Annotated in this window: 21 protein-coding genes; 11 read left to right on the top strand and 10 right to left on the bottom strand. The window is 32.7% G+C overall.

Annotated features, from left to right (window positions below):
- Nucleotides 1–83 precede the first annotated feature (83 nt).
- The 5 genes from bioB to bioD are packed head-to-tail and all read left to right on the top strand — an operon-like array spanning nucleotide 84 to nucleotide 4,556.
- The gene (gene bioB, locus K6112_02955) at nucleotides 84–1,094 is read left to right on the top strand and encodes a biotin synthase BioB (GenBank protein QZP18315.1); all 1,011 of its coding nucleotides are present in this window, start codon (nucleotides 84–86) and stop codon (nucleotides 1,092–1,094) included.
- Nucleotides 1,095–2,282 (top strand): 8-amino-7-oxononanoate synthase, encoded by a 1,188-nt coding sequence (locus K6112_02950; protein QZP18314.1) that lies wholly within the window; start codon nucleotides 1,095–1,097, stop codon nucleotides 2,280–2,282. It begins immediately after the preceding gene.
- Nucleotides 2,272–3,042, top strand: coding sequence for an alpha/beta fold hydrolase (locus K6112_02945; protein QZP18313.1), 771 nt, complete (start codon nucleotides 2,272–2,274; stop codon nucleotides 3,040–3,042). The genes K6112_02950 and K6112_02945 overlap by 11 nt, the downstream gene beginning before the upstream one ends.
- Complete coding sequence (bioC, locus tag K6112_02940; protein QZP18312.1) at nucleotides 3,032–3,886, top strand: malonyl-ACP O-methyltransferase BioC; 855 nt, start codon at nucleotides 3,032–3,034, stop codon at nucleotides 3,884–3,886. The genes K6112_02945 and bioC overlap by 11 nt, the downstream gene beginning before the upstream one ends.
- Nucleotides 3,879–4,556 carry a dethiobiotin synthase gene (gene bioD, locus K6112_02935; GenBank protein ID QZP18311.1) on the top strand — a complete coding sequence of 226 codons (678 nt, stop codon included), beginning with the start codon at nucleotides 3,879–3,881 and terminating at the stop codon, nucleotides 4,554–4,556. Before bioC ends, bioD begins: the two co-directional genes overlap by 8 nt.
- Here bioD and nadD read toward each other — a convergent pair.
- From nadD to lptD, 10 genes are read right to left on the bottom strand one after another with little or no spacing between them, the layout of a single operon-like run.
- Nucleotides 4,529–5,212, bottom strand: coding sequence for a nicotinate (nicotinamide) nucleotide adenylyltransferase (nadD, locus tag K6112_02930; GenBank protein ID QZP18310.1), 684 nt, complete (start codon nucleotides 5,210–5,212; stop codon nucleotides 4,529–4,531). The two genes, bioD and nadD, sit on opposite strands and share 28 nt — an antisense overlap.
- A complete protein-coding gene (locus tag K6112_02925) occupies nucleotides 5,196–6,446 on the bottom strand; it encodes a glutamate-5-semialdehyde dehydrogenase (protein ID QZP18309.1) in 1,251 nt (416 codons plus the stop codon). The genes nadD and K6112_02925 overlap by 17 nt, the downstream gene beginning before the upstream one ends.
- A complete protein-coding gene (holA, locus tag K6112_02920; GenBank protein ID QZP18308.1) occupies nucleotides 6,439–7,470 on the bottom strand; it encodes a DNA polymerase III subunit delta in 1,032 nt (343 codons plus the stop codon). The genes K6112_02925 and holA overlap by 8 nt, the downstream gene beginning before the upstream one ends.
- Nucleotide 7,471: 1 nt before the next feature.
- The gene (locus K6112_02915; protein QZP18307.1) at nucleotides 7,472–7,948 is read right to left on the bottom strand and encodes a hypothetical protein; all 477 of its coding nucleotides are present in this window, start codon (nucleotides 7,946–7,948) and stop codon (nucleotides 7,472–7,474) included.
- Nucleotides 7,949–7,950: 2 nt separating this feature from the next.
- Complete coding sequence (leuS, locus tag K6112_02910) at nucleotides 7,951–10,398, bottom strand: leucine--tRNA ligase (protein ID QZP18306.1); 2,448 nt, start codon at nucleotides 10,396–10,398, stop codon at nucleotides 7,951–7,953.
- 2 nt (nucleotides 10,399–10,400) lie between these two features.
- Complete coding sequence (adk, locus tag K6112_02905) at nucleotides 10,401–11,054, bottom strand: adenylate kinase (GenBank protein ID QZP18305.1); 654 nt, start codon at nucleotides 11,052–11,054, stop codon at nucleotides 10,401–10,403.
- Between the two features lie 31 nt (nucleotides 11,055–11,085).
- Nucleotides 11,086–11,868, bottom strand: a complete 783-nt coding sequence (gene rsmA / locus K6112_02900) for a 16S rRNA (adenine(1518)-N(6)/adenine(1519)-N(6))-dimethyltransferase RsmA (protein QZP18304.1) — start codon at nucleotides 11,866–11,868, stop codon at nucleotides 11,086–11,088.
- The gene (gene pdxA / locus K6112_02895) at nucleotides 11,865–12,845 is read right to left on the bottom strand and encodes a 4-hydroxythreonine-4-phosphate dehydrogenase PdxA (GenBank protein ID QZP18303.1); all 981 of its coding nucleotides are present in this window, start codon (nucleotides 12,843–12,845) and stop codon (nucleotides 11,865–11,867) included. Before pdxA ends, rsmA begins: the two co-directional genes overlap by 4 nt.
- Nucleotides 12,845–14,152, bottom strand: a complete 1,308-nt coding sequence (locus tag K6112_02890; GenBank protein QZP18302.1) for a peptidylprolyl isomerase — start codon at nucleotides 14,150–14,152, stop codon at nucleotides 12,845–12,847. Before K6112_02890 ends, pdxA begins: the two co-directional genes overlap by 1 nt.
- The gene (gene lptD, locus K6112_02885; GenBank protein ID QZP18301.1) at nucleotides 14,153–16,474 is read right to left on the bottom strand and encodes an LPS assembly protein LptD; all 2,322 of its coding nucleotides are present in this window, start codon (nucleotides 16,472–16,474) and stop codon (nucleotides 14,153–14,155) included. It lies immediately after the preceding gene.
- Between the two features lie 152 nt (nucleotides 16,475–16,626).
- Here lptD and K6112_02880 point away from each other — a divergent pair, with 152 nt between their 5' ends.
- Genes K6112_02880 through K6112_02855 form a run of 6 tightly spaced genes read left to right on the top strand, consistent with a single transcriptional unit; the run spans nucleotide 16,627 to nucleotide 22,519 of the window.
- Entirely contained in the window at nucleotides 16,627–17,601 is a 975-nt protein-coding gene (locus tag K6112_02880) for a phosphotransferase (protein ID QZP18300.1), read from the top strand.
- Nucleotides 17,602–17,606: 5 nt separating this feature from the next.
- Entirely contained in the window at nucleotides 17,607–18,266 is a 660-nt protein-coding gene (locus K6112_02875) for a nucleotidyltransferase family protein (GenBank protein QZP18469.1), read from the top strand.
- Nucleotides 18,267–18,270: 4 nt separating this feature from the next.
- On the top strand, nucleotides 18,271–19,554 hold the full coding sequence (locus tag K6112_02870) for an aminopeptidase P N-terminal domain-containing protein (GenBank protein QZP18299.1): 1,284 nt from the start codon (nucleotides 18,271–18,273) through the stop codon (nucleotides 19,552–19,554).
- Entirely contained in the window at nucleotides 19,517–20,698 is a 1,182-nt protein-coding gene (locus tag K6112_02865) for an FAD-dependent monooxygenase (protein QZP18298.1), read from the top strand. The genes K6112_02870 and K6112_02865 overlap by 38 nt, the downstream gene beginning before the upstream one ends.
- Entirely contained in the window at nucleotides 20,688–21,824 is a 1,137-nt protein-coding gene (locus K6112_02860) for an FAD-dependent monooxygenase (protein ID QZP18297.1), read from the top strand. The genes K6112_02865 and K6112_02860 overlap by 11 nt, the downstream gene beginning before the upstream one ends.
- Nucleotides 21,821–22,519, top strand: coding sequence for a DsbC family protein (locus K6112_02855; protein ID QZP18296.1), 699 nt, complete (start codon nucleotides 21,821–21,823; stop codon nucleotides 22,517–22,519). The genes K6112_02860 and K6112_02855 overlap by 4 nt, the downstream gene beginning before the upstream one ends.
- Nucleotides 22,520–22,580 lie beyond the last annotated feature (61 nt).

Raw genomic sequence — 22,580 nt, 5'->3', positions numbered from 1 at the left:
ATTTATACAGTTGTTAATAAAAAATATAAAAAAACTTAACAATTCATCTATAATAAGTATGTTAAAAGTATATAGGATTTACAATGGCTAAATTAGAATCAGCGATAAAAGAAAAAACTGTTTCATTTATAAGTCCCAAAAAAACTAAACAAACAATTCAAAATGAAGTTTGGAAAAAAGTAGCCATTCAAGGCTTATTTGATCAACCATTTAATGATTTGTTATTCCAAGCTCATCAAGTTCACAGAAATAATTTTAATCCCAATAAGGTTCAGCTTAGCACTTTATTATCAATTAAAACGGGCGGCTGTTCTGAAGATTGTGGCTATTGCCCCCAGTCGGCAAGGTACGATACGACGGTTGATAATGAGCCAATTATGAATATAAAGGATGTAATTTCGGCAGCAAAACAGGCTAAAGATGCAGGTGCTTCGAGATTTTGTATGGGAGCCGCATGGAGAGGCCCTAAAGAAAAAGATATCGGTTTAGTTGAAGAGATGATTTCCGAGGTTAAGTCCCTTGGCTTAGAAACATGTGCAACTTTAGGTATGCTAAAAGATGGTCAAGCAGAAAGGTTAAAGGAGGCAGGCTTAGATTACTATAACCATAATTTGGATACCTCCCCAGAATATTATGGAGATATTATTACAACTAGGACATACCAAGATAGACTTGACACATTGAGCAGGGTGAGAGATGCAGACATTAATGTTTGCTGCGGCGGTATTGTTGGTATGGGTGAGTCAAGAGAAGATCGTATTAATCTTATTTACCAACTTGCAAATATGAATGTTCCCCCTGAGAGTGTGCCTATTAATTTATTAACCAAAGTTGAAGGTACCCCTCTGATAGATGCATCCGAGCTTGATCAATTTGAGTTTATCAGGATGATAGCAATCGCAAGAATCTCTATGCCCAAAAGTTTTGTAAGGCTTTCTGCGGGAAGAGAGAGTATGAGCGATGGTATCCAAGCATTAGCTTTTTTTGCAGGAGCCAACTCAATTTTTTATGGTGAGGAGCTTTTAACGACAGGAAACCCAGATGTTGAAAAAGATCAGCAATTATTTAAGCGTTTAGACATAAAGCCTATATAAATGATTCTGCTGGATGAAATTGACTCCTTTCTTAAAGATTTAAAAAAAAGATCACTTTTCAGAAAAAGAGTTGTTGTTAGCGAAAGAAAAAAAAATCAAATTAAAATAAATGGACGTTGGTTAATTAATTTTGCAAGTAATGATTATTTAGGCTTATCCCAAAACAGCTCAATTAAAAAAGCTATTATTAGTGGGATTAATAAATATGGGAATGGCGGAAGTAGCTCCCATCTTGTTTCAGGTCATACAGAAGCCCATCAAAATATAGAAAAAATTACAAAAAATAATATAGGGTTCGCATCATCAATATTATTTTCATCTGGCTATCTTGCAAATTTAGGGATAATCACAACAATTGCAGAAAAAGATTCATTTATTTATGCGGATAAACTTAATCATGCCTCACTTAACGATGCCTGTATTTTAAGTAGGGGGAAATTTATTCGGTTTCCACATAATGATATGGCCGCATTAGAAAATCATCTAAAAAAAAGCAAAACAAAAAAGAAGAAGTTTATTGTTACTGATGGCGTATTTAGTATGGATGGCGATATAGCAAACATTCCTGAATTAGTAAAATTAGCTAAAAAATATGATGCATATTTATATATTGACGATGCGCATGGTTATGGGGTTTTGGGAAAAAGTGGTCAGGGAGTATTGGAGCATTATGAACAAAAGGATTCAATTAAGAAGATTGCAAAAGATAGGATTATCTATACATTAACTCTTAGCAAAGCTGTAGGTGTTTCGGGAGCCCTAGTATGCGCCAATAAAAAAATTGTTGATCTTGTTATAAATAAGTCTAGAACATATATCTATACAACAGCTGAGCAACCTGCACTTATGTATGGCATCAAACGATCATTTGACATTATTAAGAAAAACCACTCACTGAGAAGGAAAGTAAATGACCATATATATTTATTTAGAAGGCTAATCAATCATAAAAATCTTTTAGTAGACTCTATTACGCCGATTCAGCCACTAGTTATTGGAGATGATAAGAAGATAATAAAGATTTCTAACCTTCTTATTGAATTAGGTTTCTACGTCCCAGCTATAAGACCTCCGACTGTTCCTAAAGAAAGTGCACGCTTGAGAGTTTCAATTTCAGCCCTTCATTCCAAAGGGGATATCAAAAAATTAGCTCAAGCCATAAATAAAATAATTGAAAATGAAAATTAATTATCTAGGGGGTAGGGGAGAGCCTCTTTTAATGATTCATGGTTGGGGAGTAAATAGTAAAATATGGATTTCTTTGGTAGATGAATTAAAGTTTTTTACTTCAGTCTATGTAGTTGATCTTCCTGGCATGGGAGGTAGTTCATCTATATCGCCATATACATTAGATAATTTAGCAAAAGAGATAAAAGCTAATGTGCCAATAAAGAAGTGCAGTATTCTAGGATGGTCATTAGGAGGGCAAGTTGCCATGAACTTGGCAATTAGAATGCCTGAATTTGTTGAAAAATTAATTTTAATGTCTACAACACCATGTTTTGTTGAAAAAAAAGATTGGCCTTACGGTGTAAATAAACAATTTTTTTCAAATTTTGAAATGGAAGCAAAGCAAAATTTAAATAATACCCTTATGAAATTTTTTTTAATTCAAACAAGAGATATTGATGATTCAAAAAATGTGATGAGATTTTTAAAAAATGAATTTATTGAATTAAAAGATGAAAATAAGAGTGGCATGCAGCTCGCGCTTAATGTTTTAAAGGAGACTGACCTTAGAAATGAAGTACAAAAAATTGATAAGCCCACATTAATAATTGTAGGAGATAAGGATAGACTTACAAGTTCAAAGTCGTCTATCTGGCTATATGAAAAAATTAAGGGAGCTACATTAAAAGAGATAAAAGGAGCTAACCATATGCCATTTATAAGCCATAGGGAAATAATGACTGAATCAGTTAAAAAATTCTTACAAAATGATCAATAAAAAAATAAAAAGAATAGCATTTAATCGAGCTGCAATGACATATGATGATTATTCAGTTCTACAAAAACAAATCTCATTAGATTTATTTGATCGTCTGTCACTTATTAAGATAGCACCAAATTTTATTTTAGATTTAGGTTCAGGAACAGGTGAAAATAATGCAGGTTTTAAAAATATTTATAAGAATAAGAATATTATTAATTACGATTTTTCAGAAAGAATGTTGATGACTGCTAAATCTAAAGAAAAAGACTTTTTAGGGTTAAATAAATTACTAGGAAAGAATAATATCTCATATATTTGTGGAGATATTGAGCATTTACCAATTAAAAAAAATTTAATAGACTTGGTTTGGACTTCAAGTTCTCTCCAATGGTGTAATGATTTAAATAAAACATTTTTAGGGATTAAAGAAATTTTAAACTATGGCGGGCTATTTATTTTCAGTACATTTGGCCCTAAAACATTAACTGAACTATCAGCAATCAATAAAAAACTATCACAAAATAATACCGTGAATAGTTTTACCGATATGCATCAAATAGGGGATATGTTAGTGTCAAATGGTTTTTCTGACCCCGTTTTAGATTCAAATGAATATACGCTTACTTATAGTAATGTTGAAAAATTATTTCTAGATATTAAAAGTATAGGCGCCACAAGCTCAAATGCTTTTCAAATGAGAGGCCTTAGAGGCAGAGATTACTTTAAAAGAATGGCTGCAGAATATGAAAAATATAAAAAGTCTGGATTACTTCCTGCAACATATGAAGTAATTTATGGGCATGCTTGGAATATGAATAAAAATCAAAACTTCAAAACATTCGAAATAAAACATGAATAATACTTTTTTTATTACAGGAACGGACACAGGTATAGGTAAAACTTTTGTGACTTGTATTTTAATGCAATTTATTAAATTCCATCATAAAAAAGTTATAGGTATGAAACCAATTGCCGCAGGCGTTGATATAAAAAAGGGCGAAACTACCAATGAAGATGTAAATTTACTACAATATGAATCATCCTTAAAATTTAAAGTAGGGGAGATTAATACATATTCATTTGATGAGCCTATAGCTCCACATATTGCCGCTCAAAAATATAATATTGAAATAGATTTTAAAAAAATAAAAATGCATGCAGCAACTTTAAAAAGTAGGACAGATTATCTTTTGATTGAGGGAGCAGGGGGATACCTAGTTCCGTTGGGCGAGAGCACCTCTATAGCTGATTTAGTCGACGAACTTAATATTCCAATTATTGTTGTCATAGGTATTAAATTAGGTTGTATAAACCATAGTCTTTTAACTATAGAAGCAATATTAAAAAGAGGACAAAAAATCTTTGGATGGGTGGCGAATATTTTAGAAAATAATATGTTGGAGGTTGATGCAAATATTTCTTCATTGAGACAAAGAATCAAGCAGCCTCTTATTGCTACCATCCCATACAGTCCAGACCGAAAACCTGAAAATTTAAAAAATTATGTAACCTGGCCAAATGATTTATAGAGATTATTAGCAGCTATATATCTTTTAATTTTCTCCGGCATAATATTTCTCACTTCTTTACCTTGGTGGATTCTTTCTCTTATTTCTGAAGAGGCTATATCAATATAATCTATTTGGTATTTATAAATATAACCGTTTCTTTTAAGCTTTAAATTACTAAAATTCTCTTCTTCATGTTGCTCAAGAAATTCTCTTATTTCACTATCATTAATAAAAGACAGACTTGAAATCTGCCTATCAACTAAAATAATATGTGCGTAATTAAGAAGTTTCTCCCAGTTTTTCCATGTATTAATTTTTAAGAAATTATCACTCCCCATGATAAAAAAATTAATGGCATTATTGTTTTCAAAGAAGTATTTTAGCGTATCAATTGTATATGATTTTTTCGCGTTAAGGCTATTGTCTGTCTCATATGTGGACACATTTAACTTGCTATTTGTTAGAGCAAGTCTGATCATATTTAATCTGTGATCTACTGATGTTAGATTTTTATCCGTTACTGATATTCCGGTGGGTATGAAAAAAAATTGATCAAGTTTTAACTTATTGATCAAGCTATCGGCAATCATTAAGTGACCATTATGAATGGGATCATATGCCCCACCAAACAATCCAACGAGAGGCATCGATTTTAAATTATGATCTAATTTCACCTTGACCAAATACAATATATTTTAGAGATGTTAACCCCTCAAGTCCAACCGGCCCTCTTGCATGAATCTTATCTGTTGAGATACCAATTTCTGCCCCTAGGCCGTATTCAAAACCATCAGCAAATCTTGTTGAGGCATTTATCATGACACTGGATGAATCTATCGATCTAATAAATTCAAGACCATTAGCTTCGTTATCCGTAATTATTGCTTCAGTATGCTTAGATGAATATTTATTGATATGATTTATTCCCTCCTCAAGAGAGTCGACAACAATACATGAAATATACGGACCAAGATATTCTTCAAAGTAATCCTGATCAGTGGCAAGTCTAATTTCATCAATAATATCTTTTGTTCTTTTGCACCCGCGGATTTCGATATTTTTTTGAACAAATATTTCATAAATTCTAGGAAGAAACTCTTCAGCCATTTTTGATGATACAACAAGTGACTCAAGCGTATTGCATGTTCCTAGCCTTTGAGTTTTTGAATTGTCTACGATAGAAACTGCTTTATCAATATCTGCAAACTCATCCACATAAATATGACAATTCCCATCTAAGTGTTTAATCACAGGTATCGTTGCGCTATCAGTTATCTTCTGGATAAGGCTTTTACCCCCTCTAGGGATAATGACATCAACAAATTCATCCATCTTAATCAGGCTGTCAACTAACATTCTGTCTGTAGATTCAATAATTTGTACAGCTTTTTCAGGCAATCCCGACTTTATAAGTGCTTTAGTAATTAATTTCCCTAGATATTTATTAGAATTAATTGTTTCACTACCACCTCTTAAAATAATGGCATTACCTGCTTTGATAGCTAATGAAGCCGAATCAATTGTTACATTGGGTCTTGATTCGTAAATCATGCCAACCACACCTATCGGGACTCTCATCTGACAGACCTCTATCCCACTAGGCCTTTTTTTTCTATTGATTACTTTGCCAATTAGGTCTTCCAGGTCTTTTACTTGTAATATTCCATTACACATACCTTCAATGTTAGATTGAGATAACGTCATCCTATCAATAAAGGCTTCATCAAAATTTCCTTTATTAGCCTCTAAAAGATCTAAAGAATTAGCTTTAATTATATTTTCTTGATTATCTTGAATAGACATTGCTAAAATTTCAAGAAAATCATTCTTTTGATTCGTTGTCACATAAGAAAGTTTATGACTAGCATTTCTTGCATTAGCTCCAATATTTTGAATATATTTATCCATTTTTTAAATTTATTCCTCTATTCATCATTTTTGCTATTCCCATTGAAAATCTATTTATTTCTAACCAAGGGTCTCCCATTTTGATACCCTTTCCGATTTGGTCTATCTCCTGAATTTTATTTAAACAAGCTACTACTTGTTTTGAAGTTAATGATCTAATTGTTTGCGTAGCTAAATTCTGAGAAGCACCAAATATTCTTAATTTCATTAAGACATTTGAGTTAATAGATTGATTACTTGATAACTTAATCCTAGAAACAGCTTTGAAAAACCAAGCGAATAAGCCATTAATCATTAAGGGCTGAACACCTTCTTCTCTTAAGTATAGGGCTGCCTCATTTGTTTTTTTTATGTCTCCATTGATACAATGTTCGATAAAATTAAACCCATCATATTTTGAGCCGTTAGTGATAAGACTTAAAAGCATTGATTCATTAACTTCTTGCTTGTCATAGATTAATTTTAATTTTTTTATATCATTTTCAGCTTGCATTAGATTGCCCATTGAATAATTGGTAAGAAGTTTTTTTGCTTCATTTGTAAGCTTCACTTGATGAAAGTGAGCTCTATCTTTTATTGCTTGCATGATTTGTTCAGTATTAGGTTCGTCAGCAATAATTATTAGACTTAAGCCTTTGAGAATCTCATACCAATTCTGCTTTCTGAACTCCTTAAAATCTTTTTTAAAATAGAAAATAAAATAGCTGTTTATATGCTCACTAATTTTTTTTAGAATATATTCCTTAATTTCTTTTTTGATGATTCCATCAGACACTTCAAATTCATAAATTATTTGTGAGCTAAAAAGTGACTGATTATTAAACGTGTGATCAAGCTGATTAAGATCAATGGCATTTTCAACTTTTATTAGAATTTTATCTATTGAATCATTTTGACAAGACTTATTGATCTCGTCTTTTACAGTACAAATTTGTATTGGTTCTTTGCCAACAATCACCAAACAATTTTTTTTATTTTCTCTAAGGTCAGAAAGTATATTTTTAGGCGCAAATTTTACTAGCATTTTATTTTGAGAGTGAAATTTGGGTAGCCATTGTTTTAATTAACTGATCTTCCATACCTGATAAAAGCCTTTTTTCTTCTTCATCTTTAGCTAGAATATCTGCATCATCGTAAGTATAGGTTCTTGTAGCTTCAATCGTTACAGGCAGGTTCCATGCACCTCCCTTATTTTTGAATCGATAGGTTACATTATAATCTAATTGGTATTCACTTACCGCACCTGTTCCCGTCAAGGTTAAAATCGTTTTAGTAAATTTATTTTCAACTATTTCTACAATTTTTTCTGCTTCAGAAGCGCTTGCTATAGTGATTCCAGCTTGTCTAAATTTGCGTTGGAGAGTTTTATTGAAACCTGATGTCCCTCCTGAAATTGAAATAGAATTAAAATTTGCTTGGATATCACCTCTTAGTTGAAAGCCACATGCGCTTATGATTAAGATAAGCCCGATGATAGATAATTTTTTAAGAAAAATTTGCATAATTAATTTTTCACCACAATGTTTACTAATTTATTTTTAACATAGATAATTTTTATTATTTCATTGTTATCGGTGTACTTTTTTATATTTTCTTGAGAAAGTGCTTTATTTTTAATTTCACTTTCTAAATCTTCAATTGATATTAGCATATCTGCTCTCAACTTACCGTTTACCTGAAGCACAATTGAAATTTCATCTTGGATTAGAGCATTCTTATCAACTTTTGGCCATTGTGATTTTTCGATTAGTTTTTCAGGATGAAGAGCCTCCCATAATGCTTTTGAAATATGAGGTACGAATGGATTCAACATCAATATCACATTCTCAAACATCTCTTGCCTTAATTTAAATGATATCGTTCTCATATCAAGTGACTTTGTGTAAGTATTAATTAGCTCCATAATTGAAGATATGGCTGTATTAAAGCTATTACGTCTAGTTAAGTCATCTGTTACCTTTTCTATCGTTGAGTGAAGTTTATAACGTAGATTGGTTATTTCTTTTTCACTTATACTACCTAAATCTTTATTATTATTCTGGTGGATTAAGGTCAATGACCAAAGTTTTTTTAGGAATCGATGAGTGCCTTCAATACCCTTATCTGACCATTCTAAGCTTTGTTCTGCTGGGGCAGCAAACATTATGAATAGTCTGGCTGTATCAGCACCATATTTTTTTATCAATTCATTAGGGTCAACAGTGTTGCCCTTTGATTTTGACATCTTAGTACCGTCCTTAAGAACCATCCCTTGCGTTAATAATTTTTTAAATGGCTCACTTGTGCTAACTAATTTCATATCAAATAAAATTCTATTGAAAAACCGTGCGTATAGAAGATGCAAGATTGCATGCTCAATACCACCAACATAATAATCTACTGGCAGCCAATATTTTGCACGTTTATCAAGCATTGCATCAGATTGATTAAAACTTGCATACCTTGCAAAATACCAAGAAGATTCAAAAAAAGTATCCAGGGTATCGGTTTCTCTTTTCGCTTTTGCACCGCAGGTTGGGCAATTACACTCTGTAAAATCTTTTAGTTTTTTTAGAGGCGATCCTTGAGCATCAATTCTAATATTTTCTGGTAACTCAATGGGAAGATCTTTTTCGTCGGCTGGAACGTCTCCACATTTTTCACAATAAATCATGGGAATTGGACAGCCCCAATATCGTTGCCTCGAAATACCCCAGTCTCTTATGCGGTATTGTATTTTCCCCTTACCTTGCTTTATGGACTCAATTTTTTTTGTAATAATTTCTTGGGCACTCGAGCTCTCAAGCCCATTAAATTCATCTGAATTGATCAATGTTCCTTTACCTATATAAGGTAATTCATCATGTTCTGAATTATTTTTTATAACCTGTATGACGCTTAAATTATATCTATTTGCAAACTCAAAGTCTCTTTCGTCGTGAGCAGGAACAGCCATAATTGCACCCTCACCGTATCCAGCTAAGACATAATTTGCAATCCAAATAGGTATTTTTTTGTTTGAAATGGGGTGCAAGGCGAATAGGCCAGTAAAAATTCCTACCTTTTCCGCTGTAGCTATATCGGCTTCTGAAACACTATTACTTAGCTTTTTGATAAATGATTGCACTGTAACATCATCAATCATTTGACATAATTTATGTTCTGGGGCAATCGCTAAAAATGATGCTCCCATCAAAGTATCAGGTCTTGTGGTATAAACTTTAATACTGTTAGTCTTGTCTTTTAAATGGTCACCATTATGGACGAGTTTAAAATCAATCTCACAACCTTCACTTCTCCCAATCCAATTTTTTTGCATTGTTTTGACTTGGTCTGGCCAATCATCTAAATCTTTAAGGCCATCAAGAAGATCGTCTGCGTATTTTGTAATTCTCATGAAATATTGTGGGATCTCTTTTCTTTCAATTAGAGCACCTGATCTCCATCCTCTACCTTCAACTACCTGTTCATTGGCCAGAACAGTTTGGTCAACTGGGTCCCAGTTTACAGTTGATGTTTTTTTATAAATCATATCCTGTTTGTAAAGTTTTAAGAAAAGCCATTGCTCCCACTTATAGTATTCAACAGAGCATGTTGCAATTTCTCTTTGCCAATCAACGGCCAGCCCGAGTTCTTTGAGTTGATCTCTCATATGTTCGATATTTTGATACGTCCATTTTGCTGGCGCAGTATTATTTTCAATCGCTGCATTTTCGGCAGGTAGGCCAAAGGCATCCCATCCCATAGGTTGCATAACATTAAACCCATTCATTAATTTAAATCTTGAAATTACGTCACTAATTGTGTAATTTCTGACATGACCCATATGAAGCTTGCCACTTGGGTAGGGGAACATGGATAAAACATAGTATTTTTTGTTATTTGAATTTTCTGATGATTCAAATGATTGATTGATATCCCAATAACTTTGAATATTTTTTTCTATTTCTTCAAAAGGATAGTCTTCTTTCATATTTATTTTAATTTATTTGCAATTGTTGAATTTATATTATCAGGCTTATCTACTCCATCAATTGAAATAAAATTAAGTATCTTCGATGAATCTTTTTTTGCTAAATTTGAATAAAAATTAACAAGTGGTTCTGTTTGCTCATGATAGGTTTTGAGTCTCTTGATAATTGTACTTTCTTTGTCATCATCACGGATAATGAGTTGCTCTCCTGTTACATCATCGATACCATCTTTTGCTGGTGGGTTGTGAGTTATATGATAAATTCTGCCAGATGCAGGGTGAATTCTTCTGCCTGTGAGTCTATTAATGATTTCATTGTCTGGAACAGCGACTTCTATAACGTACTCGATAGAGATTTTAGCATCTATCATTGCTTGAGCTTGTGGAATTGTTCTTGGAAAGCCATCAAGAAGAAAACCATTTTTGCAGTCATCCTCATTAATTCTAAGTTTAACTAAATCAATTATTAGGTTGTCAGGAACTAACTGGCCTTGATTCATAAAATCTTCAGCCCTCAGGCCTAAATTTGTTTTACTTTTTACTGCGGCTCGGAGCATATCCCCTGTAGATATTTGAGGGATGTTATATTTTTCCTTTATGAAAGAAGCTTGAGTTCCTTTGCCAGCTCCTGGGGCACCAATTAATATTATTTTCATTTTTAACTCCTAAAAAAACAGTTGAATTATATCAGCAATCAAAATTTATATTATTTTGCGTGACATAATTTTCTAATTTTATAAATTGATCTATTGTCAGTGCCTCAGATCGAATTTTTGGTGATATTTCAAGATTAAAAAAATCTTTATCAAATAATATATTTTTAAAGTTGTTTTTAATTGTTTTTCTTTTTTGGGAAAAAGCTACTTTAACAATTTTTTCAAAGCTATCTTTATCAATGACTTTAGGACTTACTCTTTTTTTTCTTATCAATCTTATAAATGCAGAGGTAATTTTAGGTTGTGGGGAAAATGCTTCTGGTGGTATCTCAAATAAAAGTTCAGTGTCAAAATAATACTGAAGGATAACCGATAATCGACCAAAAGATTTGTTTGATGGTTTAGCGGTTATTCTCTCAGCAACTTCTTTTTGAACCATAAAGTATAATTCAGATGAAGAGCTATATATTTTTGTAAGTTTTAATATTATTTCAGTCGCTATGTAATAAGGTAAATTTCCAATAATTTTATTAAATTTTTTAAAGAATTTATCATTCATACCTAGAACATCTTCAGCTAGTATGGATATATTTTTAGTGCTAATTTTATTCCTTAAAATTTTTATCATATCAGGGTCAATTTCAACAACTGAGATATGATTAATTTTCTTTAATACCGGTTCCGTGATTGCACCTTTGCCAGGACCAATTTCAAGTATATTGTTTTCCTCTTTTGGATTAACTTCCTTAATGATTTTAGATATGAAATAGCGATCAACTAAAAAATTTTGGCCAAATTTTTTTTTTGCTTTCAATATTGATTTTTAGCTAAACTAATCGCTAATTTAATTGATTCAAAAAAACTACTTGGGTCAATGTTATTTGAGCCAGCAATGTCAAGTCCAGTACCGTGATCTACGGATGTCCTTATAATCGGTAATCCAAGTGTCACATTTACGCCTTTTCCAAAGGTGAGAGCTTTAAAGGGCGCTAATCCTTGATCATGATACATCGTGAGATAACAGTCTGTATTTCTCATTATTTTTGGTGTAAATGCCGTATCTGCAGGAATAGGGCCCATTAATGAAATACCGAACCCCTGCATTTTCTTAATAGCTGGCCTTATTGTTCTTATTTCTTCATCACCAAACTCACCATCTTCTCCGCTATGTGGATTTAAACCAGTCAATGTGATTTTTGGAGAAGTGATTTTAAATTTTTTTTTCAGTTCACTATGAAGGGTTGAGATAGTATTGCATAAATTTTTTTGAGAAATCTTGCTTGGTACATCCTTCAGTGAAATATGGGTTGTAGCAAGTGCTACATTTAATTTTTTGCTGGATAAAAGCATTACTTCATTTCCTTTAAAACCGCAAGCATCTGCAATATATTCTGTGTGACCAGAAAATTTATTTTTTTGCGATGAAAGAATTTTTTTATGGATTGGAAGCGTAATTAACGCATCAAATTTTTTACTTAAACACAGCTCGATTGAAGTTTTTAATCCCTTTAGCTGCTGTAAGGAATTACTTTTATCAAGTTGTCCGGCAACAACTGGATTTTTATAATCAATATTGATTATTTTAAAGTTTCCATTTCCTAAGTGCGAACCTAATTTTGTTGAAACCTTAATGTTTTTTCTCATTTGCCTAGCTCTGGAAAGAATGGCATCTTTATTTCCGATAATTGTGATATCTGCCTGAAATTTTTTAAAGGCCAACATCACACATAGGTCCAGTCCTATTCCCGCTGGATCGCCAGATGTAATAATAAGATTAGGCAATCTTTTCATTAGTTTTCATAAAGCCATATTTCTACATGCGCCCCCTCCCTTAATGTTTTGACCCAATCATTGAATCTGATATCAGTTTTCTGCTTGAGTAAATTTTCTTTCACTTTTTTTCTTAATGACTCTGATGAAAGATCCTTTTTTCTTCTATCACTTACTTGGATCAAATGCCATCCAAGTGCCGTTTTAAATGGTTCGCTAATTTCATTTAATTCTAAATCATCCATTTCTTTTTCAAATTCAGGGATAGTATCTCCTGGATTTAGCCAACCTAGATCTCCTTTATTTGCAGCGGAGCTATCTTCTGAATATTTTTCAGCAGCCTCAGAAAAACTCATACCCTCGATAATCATATTTCGAATATTCTCTAGTTTTTTATTGATATCATCCTCAGATATAATTTGATTCTTCTTAAGTAAGATTTGTTTAACTTTTGATTGCCTAACAACTATAGATTCTATTTCAAATTCTTCTATTCGATTCAATTTAATCAAATGAAAGCCTGATGAGCTTTTTATTGGTGCACTTATTTCTCCAATATTCATTGATTCTAAAATCTCTATAAACATATCTGGAATCTCATTAATAATTTTTGATCCAACCAACCCTCCCTTTGTGGCCATTGGACCATCTGAATAATCTATTGCTACTTCATCAAAATTATTTTCTTTAAGCTGATTTATTACTTTTTTTAATTTATTTTTTGTTTCATCATCATCATAAACAGCATCACCATCGTTTTTAACATTTTCTATAAAAATATGAGAATAATTATACTTGGTGGGTGTTCTTTCTTTTTGAAGCTCAATGAAGTTATCAATCTCAAATTCAGAAATTTTTATATTTGCACTAATGATTCTTTTTTTTACTTGATCAAAAAGTAATTGCATACGAATATCATTTCTAAAGTCAGAATATTTTGAACCATCTTTTTCAATTTCTTTAATAAGTCCTTCAACAGATAAATTGTTAGATTTAGCAATATTATTCATAACGTTATTGAGTTGTTCTTGATTAACTTCTAAGCCTTTCGTCAATGCATAGTCATAGACTAATTTTTCAGTAATCAGTTGATCTAGAGCTAATTTTGTAATTTTCTTATCAGAGGGCTCATCTTCTCCTTGTTGAGATATTGCTTTTCTCATACTTTCTTTTTTTTTGTTAAGCTCTGAATTTGTAACTGTTTGTGTTTCAACAATAGCAACTATCGTGTCAACTTCAATATATTTTTGTGCAGTTGAAACTGGATTTATCAAAAAAATATTTTGAAGGATTATCAGTGCAAAAATAAAAATAACTTTAGCTATCATTTAGTTGTTAAAAGTATCTTCTAAATTTTTTTCGCGGTATTGATCAGGGAGGTCACTTGCAAATGAACTTCCCTTGACCGTTCTATTCATTTTTTCAAATAAGCTTGCCTTATCTCCTTGGCCAAATGATCCAAGATCACCGATTTCAAGCATCATAAAAAATGTATTAGTAGAATTTTCATCAGTAGCTAATTGAAGTCTATGGAACATGAACTGAGCTGTCCAGCATCCTGCATCATATTCTGCACCAAGCATTGATTCAATATCATGTCGCTCGTAAATATCATAATTATAACTTGCTAATGCTGACCATCCGTAACTTACTGGCCATTGACCAGATAATAAGTATTGTTTGACGTCATATTCGCCAGATGAAGGATTTAAAACCATACGATAAGAAGCATTTAATACTTTCCCTGGTTCGGGTTTAAATCTAGCAGCAGCTGTGAACTTGTTTGTCACATCCTCAGAAAAGTTGTATTCATAATCACTAGTTAATCTTAATGATTTGGTTAGGTTTGCTTGAGCGCTTACTAAAAAATCTGACGTATCTCCTTTATAAGATGAATTAGCATATTGATCCTCCTCTAATACTTTTCTATCAGATAAGTAAAATCTTTGCGCCATGGTTAATAACGCCCAATCATAACCTGAATCATCTAAAATTCTTGTAGTAAGAGCTGTTGTAATTGCATTGGTATCCATCACTCTATCTTGACCAGAAAACTGATTTTCTTGGAAAATTGTAGTTGAATTTAATTCATTCAAAGATGTGTCAAACATAGGAATTTCAGTTTGGTCTTCATATGGTGTGTATGTATAAAAAACTCTGGGCTCCAGTGTCTGAATAAAATTGTACCCACTCAGCTCAAAAGGGCGATCAAGATATAAGCCAGAATCAAGCGATACAGTTGGAATGGCTATGCTTTTTTTGGAAGTTTGAGCATCATCAAGGTCATAGTGTCTTAAATTCGCTATCAACTTTGGTTTTAAGTATCCAAAACTAGCCTCAATTGGAAATGAAATGCTTGGAGTTGAGGCAACCCTTGAGCCTGTAGCAATATTATTTGCTGCATTATTTCCAGTATCAAACTGGTCATACATAAAATTTGCATCTGTTTGTAAAAACAGTGATTGATCTGTTTTATTCTCCCAATCCTTCTTAAAACTTACATTAAAACTTGGTTTTAGCTCATATGGAGATGCTGAAGTTAGGTTTTGAAATTCTTGCACCTTCAAGCTTGCTTTGATATCAGATAGATCATCAGTCTTGTTATAATCTAAATGTGCTGTTTGTCTTAAACTTACCTGGCTGGTAACGGCAATGCTTGTTGACATATCTGCAAAATAATTATTATCACCACTTTTCACCTTTTCATATTCGATCGTTCCGGTAAACCCATGACCAAAATTGTGCTTATGTCTAATATCCAATAGATATCGATTATCTATATCAGATTCTTTATCCTTATTTAGGTATTGAATTTGCGATGTGCCTGCAAAATTTTCACTTAAGTATCTATATTCACCATCAAGTTGTAATCCACGTTTTGCCATATTTCTTGTCGTAATCGTCGCATCATGGGTAGGAGATAAATTGAAGTAATATGGAATTGACATTTCGAAGCCACTTGTAGTTGTAGATCCAGCTGTTGGAAGTAACCAGCCAGACCTTCTTTGAGATGTGGTTGAAAAGTCAACATAAGGTGAGTACATAATCGGGATACCTCTAAGCGAAAGCACAGCATCCTTTGCTTTGATGTTGCCTGAAGATTGATCGATAACTGTCTCATCACTAGATATGAACCATTCATTCTGACCTGCCTCACATGTTGTAACTTTTGCGTTTTCTAGTTTCTTTCTATCTTCACCTTCTAAAAATATTTTTGTAGCAGTACCTCTTAGTTCTTTGTTGAATTTAGAAGTGCTATCTTCATTAATATTTGCTACGAAAGATGCATTTGCAATAGAACCAGTATTTTCAGTTAAAGACATTTCCAATTCTGAGCCTTTTAGCTCGAGGTCTGGAGTGGTAATTTTAATTTGACCCTTAGCATAGAGTTCTTCAGAGATCTGATCGTATTCTATAAAATCAGCTGTTATAGATTGATTGCCCTTTAAAATTGAGGCATTTCCAGTGGCCCTAAGCTTTCTATCAAGAATGCTTTCTAGAGAGTCACCTTCAATAAGTACGCTATTCTCTGACAAGTTTTGATATGGTGTGGATGCATTATTATTTTTCTCATCAGCGATAAGAATTGTGTTTTTTAATAGAAAAAACACAAATAAAAAAATCCATATTTTTTTTGTTCTTAAATTCAAATTATACGAAACCTGATATAGTCATTTTAATCATTTAAATTTTAAATAAACCTTTGTCTATATTTTAAAAACTAATATATAAATCAGTGAGTTGTGGATTATAACTCATGTAAATTAAAAAAGAACTTATTTATCATCAAAGAGATAATCATTTGGATAGTTTAAAAAGAATAGATTTATTAAAAGATTGGCTCTCCAAAAAATTAGAAATAGATTTTTCTATTTCTACTGCCTCGAGTGATGCAAGCTTTCGAAGATACTTTAGGGTAAAAACTGTTGAAGATAGCTTTATAGTTATGGATGCTCCACCTCAGAATGAATCGATTGAAGCTTTTTTGAAGATTAGACAGATTCTAAATACAGTAAATGTCAATGTTCCAGATATATATGATGAAGATGATGAGCTTGGATTTATCTTGATGCAGGATTTCGGAAGAGATACCTATCTAGATGTCTTAAATGATGATAATCAGCAACGTTTATATAGCGACTCAATTGAATCAATTATTCAAATGCAGAAATTGGTTAAAAAAGATCTATGTCAAATCTACACTCAAAAAATACTTTTTGATGAAATGACTCTTTTTATAGAATGGTACCTAAAAAAATATAAAAAAATTGAGCTAACTAATAAAGAAAATGAGGAGTTATTAGCTTGTTTTGAAAAAATTATTAAAAAAGTTTCAAAACAAGAGAAATTTTTTGTTCACCGTGATTATCACAGTAGAAATTTGATGAATCAAAAATCAAATAATCCTGGAATTCTGGATTTCCAAGACGCTTTAGAGGGACCAGTCACATATGATCTTGTTTCACTTCTAAAAGATGCATATATTGAATGGGATGAGGAAATCGTCCTAGACCATGTCGTAAGATATTGGGAAAAAGCAAAGATCAATAAACTTATTATAAATTTAGAATTTTCAACTTTTTATAAAGATTTTGAATGTATGGGTATTCAAAGACATCTAAAAATTTTAGGTATCTTCGCAAGACTCTCGATTAGAGACAAAAAAAATCAGTACCTTGAGAACATTCCATTAGTTGAGAAGTACTTAATGGATGCGACTGAGAGGTATCGAGATTTTCATCAACTAAGAAATTTTTTGGATAAAGTAATCAAATGAAAGCAATGATCCTTGCTGCAGGTAGAGGAGAGAGAATGGGTAACTTAACTCAAAACTGTCCCAAACCCTTATTAAAGGTGAAGGGGAGGTGCTTGATAGACTGGCATTTGATTAAATTATGTGAAGCTGATTTTAAGGATATTGTAATTAACGTGGCATATTTATCAAAAGAGATAATCAAATTTGTCGGTGATGGCTCTAAATGGGGATTAAATATATCTATTTCTGAAGAAGAGCAAGCGTTAGAAACTGCTGGGGGGATTAAAAAAGCAATTAAGTACCTTGGAGATGACCCATTTGCAGTGATTAATGCAGATATTTTTTCAGACTATAATTACAAAAATTTAAAAATGATATCTTTACAAAAAAAGAGCATGGGCCATCTGGTTCTTGTCAATAACCCAGAGCATAATCTCAAAGGTGATTTTGGCATAATGGATGATGGAATATTAACTATGAATTCTGAAAGGCCTTTGACCTTTTCAGGTATAGCTATTTATGACCCTAAATTTTTTTCTGAATTGGCGGAGGGAAATAAAATAAAATTAGCACCAATACTAGAAATTGCAATAAGTAAAAAATGCATTCAAGGTGAATTATTTGAAGGGCTTTGGTCAGACGTAGGTACCCCAGAGCGTTTAAATATGCTTAATTTAGATGAGTGAAGATATGAAGGATTATAAAGAATTTAAAAATAGAAGGGATAGGCTTGCAACTCGAATAGGTGACAATGTTGCTATCGTCGTAAACGCTAAGGAATCCATAAGAAATAAAGATTGTTACTACCCATTTAGATCTGATAGTACCTTTCATTATCTATCAGGGTTCCCAGAGCCAGAGACAGTTTTGATGATTTTTGGCGGTAAAAATCCAAAATCTATCATTTTTTGTCAGCCGAAAGATGAATTGAAAGAGGTCTGGAATGGTTTTATTTATGGTCCAAAGCAAGCATCTAAGGAATTTTTATTTGAAGAGGCTTACCCATTAACTGAGGCCCACAAACTAATTCCTAAATTTTTAAAAAGTAAGAGTGTATTTTTATTGCCATCTTCCAAGATTGATAATATTTTGAGTCTTAAGTGGTTCGAGGAAAATAATAAATTGAGAGAAGATTTATCCGAAATCCTTGATGATATGAGGGTGGTTAAAAATGATTTTGAAGTCAATTTAATGAGAAGGTCAGCAGATGTTGCCGCTAATGCCCATATACATGCAATGAAACTAACCAGACCTAATAAATACGAGTATGAAATAGAAGGTGAAATTTTAAATCAATTCTTTAAGGGCGGTGCACGGAACCCAGCATATTCCTCAATAGTCGCGTCTGGGATTAATGGGTGCACACTTCATTATGTAGAAAACGACTCCCAAATGAAGGATGGAGATCTGCTATTAATAGATGCTGGATGTGAAGTAGGAAGTTATGCTTCTGATATAACAAGAACCTTCCCTGTGAATGGCAAATTTTCTTCAGCCCAAAAAGAAATTTATCAATTAGTTCTGCTTGCTCAAAAAGCTGCCATTGAAAAAGTTAAGGCAGGAAATTTTTTTGATGACCCGCACAAAGAGGCACTTAAAATTATCATTAATGGTTTAATCGATTTAGATATTTTAATTGGCTCAAGGGATGAGGTTTATGAAAAGGAGTTATATAAAGAGTTCTTTATGCATAGAACAAGCCATTGGCTTGGATTAGATGTTCATGATGTAGGTAAATATTTATCTAAAAATAATTCGTCAGTGGCTGTAAAGTTCTCCGAGGGAAATGTTCTAACTATCGAGCCAGGTTGTTACATTAGGCCATCGGACAATGTGCCTAAAGATTTCTGGGGCATAGGGGTGAGGATAGAAGATGATGTTTTAGTCACCTCTGATGGCTATGATGTTTTAAGCAAGAATGCGCCAAAAGAGATTAATGAGCTTGAAGCAATTATTGGGACGTCAAGTGCCTGATTGTGCAATTATTGGCGGTGGGCCAGTTGGCCTGATATTTGCAATATTAAGCCGCACCAGCATAGGCAATGTTCAAATTTTTGAATCTAAAGAGCATGATTCCACAAATCATGATAATAGAGCACTCGCCCTTTCAAACGGAAGTCGACTCATTTTGGAGGAAATAGGGGTATGGGACCGATTAGAAAAAAAAATTACAAGGATAAAAAAAATACATACAAGTCAGGCTGGTTCTTTTGGCAGGACCATGCTAGATGCTGCAGAATATAATGAGGAAGCATTAGGTTATATTATCTCCTACGGGGATTTGATGAGAGCCCTTCAAGAGGAAGTAGAATGCATAAGAAACGTTAAGATATCTTATGGAACAAAGGTTACTGAATGTTCGGACAAAGAAGCTTCATTGAACCTTACATTGCAAACCAACAATAAAACTAAAAAATTTAAAAGTGAATTTGTTGTCTTGGCTGATGGGACAGCCGAAGGAATTGAAGGGTTAGAATTAAATAAGAAAATAAAACACTTCAATCATGCTGCAATTGTAACAAAGGTTTTGTCTGAAATACCTCATCGTAATATCGCCTATGAAAGATTCACTTCCAAGGGGCCAATTGCCCTGCTACCAAATAAAGAAGATAAATTCTCACTGGTTTGGACGGGGCCGTTAAAATTTATAGAAGACCTTAAAAAATTGAATGATGAATGTTTTTTATCACAGCTTCACGAAAGCTTTGGAGACAGAGTTGGAGGATTTAAAGAGTGTGAGAAAAGAATATCATTTTATTTAAAACAAACACATGTAGAGGTAATACATTCAAATATTGTCGCACTAGGAAATGCTTCACAGACCATGCATCCTGTTGCCGGCCAAGGTTTAAATACAGGGTTTAAGGATGCATATAAACTTAGTCAGTCCTTAAGAGATGATTTAAATACTAAAAATCTAGAGACCTTGATTAATGGCTATAAACAATCAAGGTTAAGTGAACGAAAGAAAATACTTGGTTTTACTGAGTTGCTCGTAAAGAGCTTTTCGAATGACTTGGTAGGCTTTAAAAAAGCCAGGGGTTATGCGCTTACCTTATTAGATATTTCAAGACCCATCAAGCAATCATTTGTTAGGAAGATGAGCTATGGTGAATAATATTCAAAATAAGATTATTATCGTAGGTGGGGGTTTAATCGGGGAGCTTCTGCACTTGATGTTGAAATCAAAAGGTTTTGAAATCAACCATTTCACAAAAGACTCAAGTGTTAAAAACAGAACTTTTGCGTTATCTCCATCCTCTGTAGATTGGTTAAGGTCACTTGGTCTACCCTCAATTTTTTTTGAGTCACTGAGCGAAATTAAAAGTATGAAAATATTTGATAGCTCTGTTAAGAACTCGGTCACCCTTAATGCGGACGACGCACAAAAACCAGCACTTGCTTACATGGTAAATGAAAAAGATTTTGATGAAGCGATTAAGAACACATTTGATAATAAAAATTTAAAAAAACTATCCACTGATTTTGAGATTCAAAAAAAACAAGATCAAGCAATTCTAAAGTTACCTAATGAGGATCATATGGCATCGATTATAATTGCATGTGATGGTGCTAACTCAAAGGTTAGAGAAAAAATAGCAATCGATCTTCGTAAGCACAACTTTAATCAGACGGCGCTATCATTTGAGCTTAAAGTTAAATCCGAAATACAAAAGCAAGCATTTCAATTTTTCTTAAAAGAAAGTATTTTAGCAGTGCTGCCAATGAGGGAAGGATTAGTCTCGATTGTTTGGTCATGCAATTCTAACTTCTTCACAAAACTTAATGGCCTTGATGATAAATCTATTGAGAATGAATTAAGTCAAATTATCGGTAATTATTATAAAGATATAAAAATCGCCTCAAAAAAAGAATCCTTTCCACTTTTTATGAACAGTGTTGAGAGTATTTTTAAGGGTCGTGTTTTGCTTGTTGGTGATTCAGCTCACTTTATTCATCCTATGGCAGGACAAGGATTAAATCTTGGTATAAGGGATATTATTTACTTAGAAAAAATTATAGATAGAAAAAAATATCTGGATATTGGTTTGAGAGGTTTTTTGCGTAAATACGAGAGAGCGAGAAAGGAAGATGTGAGTCAGATGGGGTTTTTAACGCTTGGCCTTAATTGGATTTTCTCAAAGAAATCATCTATTGTGACTAGTTTGATAGAGAAGGGTATGGGCGTGCTCGATAAATCAAAATTTCTAAAACAACAACTTATTAAAAAGGCTATCTCATGATAAAAATTGCGCTAATAATTTTTTTAACCTTTATCAATTTACACGCTATATCGGGCGAGAAAGAATTAAGAGAGGTTATTAAAAAAACTTACCCTGAATTAACGATTAAAAGTATTCAGAAAACAAACTATAACGACCTTTATGAAATCTTTATTGGAGGCCAAATTATTTATAGTGATGAAGACTTTAACTTTTTAATTGTTGAGGGTAGGGTAGTTGATCCAAAAACAAAAATAGACCTTACATCTGCAAGGCTGGAGGAACTAAACAAAGTAGATTTCGATAGCCTGCCTTTTAAAAATGCAATCAAAGAGGAAAGGGGTGATGGAAGCCGAAGAATCGCTGTCTTTTCTGATGTAGATTGCCCATTTTGCAGGAAGCTTGAGAAAGAAACTATATCTAATCTAAAAGACGTCACCATTTATACCTTCTTATACCCACTAGCTATTCACCCTGATGCAATGAATAAGTCAAAAAAAATATGGTGCTCAGGAAATAAAACAATCGCCTGGAATAATTACATGCTTAAGAATAAACTTCCAAAAAATGACGGTAATTGCGACACTCCGATTGAAGAAAATTTAGAGCTAGCCAAGAAACTTGGCATATCCTCAACCCCAACGATCATTGTATCCAGTGGAAAAAGAATTGAGGGCGCCTTACCTTATGAAGATATCATTAAATACATAGAATAATTTTTTTGTAAAATGGCTTGACTTTTATTCGGCACAGGAGTTAAATTCGCTTCAGGTGTTT

Source organism: Methylophilales bacterium, from assembly GCA_019823025.1.
Classification (GTDB): domain Bacteria; phylum Pseudomonadota; class Gammaproteobacteria; order Burkholderiales; family Methylophilaceae; genus BACL14.
This window is presented reverse-complemented; position numbering and strand designations above follow the sequence as displayed.

Coding starts and splice junctions, on each gene's coding strand:
- bioB (QZP18315.1), top strand. CDS start 84: ATGGCTAAATTAGAATCAGCGATAAAAGAAAAAACTGTTTCATTTATA.
- K6112_02950 (QZP18314.1), top strand. CDS start 1,095: ATGATTCTGCTGGATGAAATTGACTCCTTTCTTAAAGATTTAAAAAAA.
- K6112_02945 (QZP18313.1), top strand. CDS start 2,272: ATGAAAATTAATTATCTAGGGGGTAGGGGAGAGCCTCTTTTAATGATT.
- bioC (QZP18312.1), top strand. CDS start 3,032: ATGATCAATAAAAAAATAAAAAGAATAGCATTTAATCGAGCTGCAATG.
- bioD (QZP18311.1), top strand. CDS start 3,879: ATGAATAATACTTTTTTTATTACAGGAACGGACACAGGTATAGGTAAA.
- K6112_02925 (QZP18309.1), bottom strand. CDS start 6,446: ATGGATAAATATATTCAAAATATTGGAGCTAATGCAAGAAATGCTAGT.
- holA (QZP18308.1), bottom strand. CDS start 7,470: ATGCTAGTAAAATTTGCGCCTAAAAATATACTTTCTGACCTTAGAGAA.
- K6112_02915 (QZP18307.1), bottom strand. CDS start 7,948: ATGCAAATTTTTCTTAAAAAATTATCTATCATCGGGCTTATCTTAATC.
- leuS (QZP18306.1), bottom strand. CDS start 10,398: ATGAAAGAAGACTATCCTTTTGAAGAAATAGAAAAAAATATTCAAAGT.
- adk (QZP18305.1), bottom strand. CDS start 11,054: ATGAAAATAATATTAATTGGTGCCCCAGGAGCTGGCAAAGGAACTCAA.
- pdxA (QZP18303.1), bottom strand. CDS start 12,845: ATGAAAAGATTGCCTAATCTTATTATTACATCTGGCGATCCAGCGGGA.
- K6112_02890 (QZP18302.1), bottom strand. CDS start 14,152: ATGATAGCTAAAGTTATTTTTATTTTTGCACTGATAATCCTTCAAAAT.
- K6112_02875 (QZP18469.1), top strand. CDS start 17,607: ATGATCCTTGCTGCAGGTAGAGGAGAGAGAATGGGTAACTTAACTCAA.
- K6112_02870 (QZP18299.1), top strand. CDS start 18,271: ATGAAGGATTATAAAGAATTTAAAAATAGAAGGGATAGGCTTGCAACT.
- K6112_02865 (QZP18298.1), top strand. CDS start 19,517: ATGAGCTTGAAGCAATTATTGGGACGTCAAGTGCCTGATTGTGCAATT.
- K6112_02860 (QZP18297.1), top strand. CDS start 20,688: ATGGTGAATAATATTCAAAATAAGATTATTATCGTAGGTGGGGGTTTA.
- K6112_02855 (QZP18296.1), top strand. CDS start 21,821: ATGATAAAAATTGCGCTAATAATTTTTTTAACCTTTATCAATTTACAC.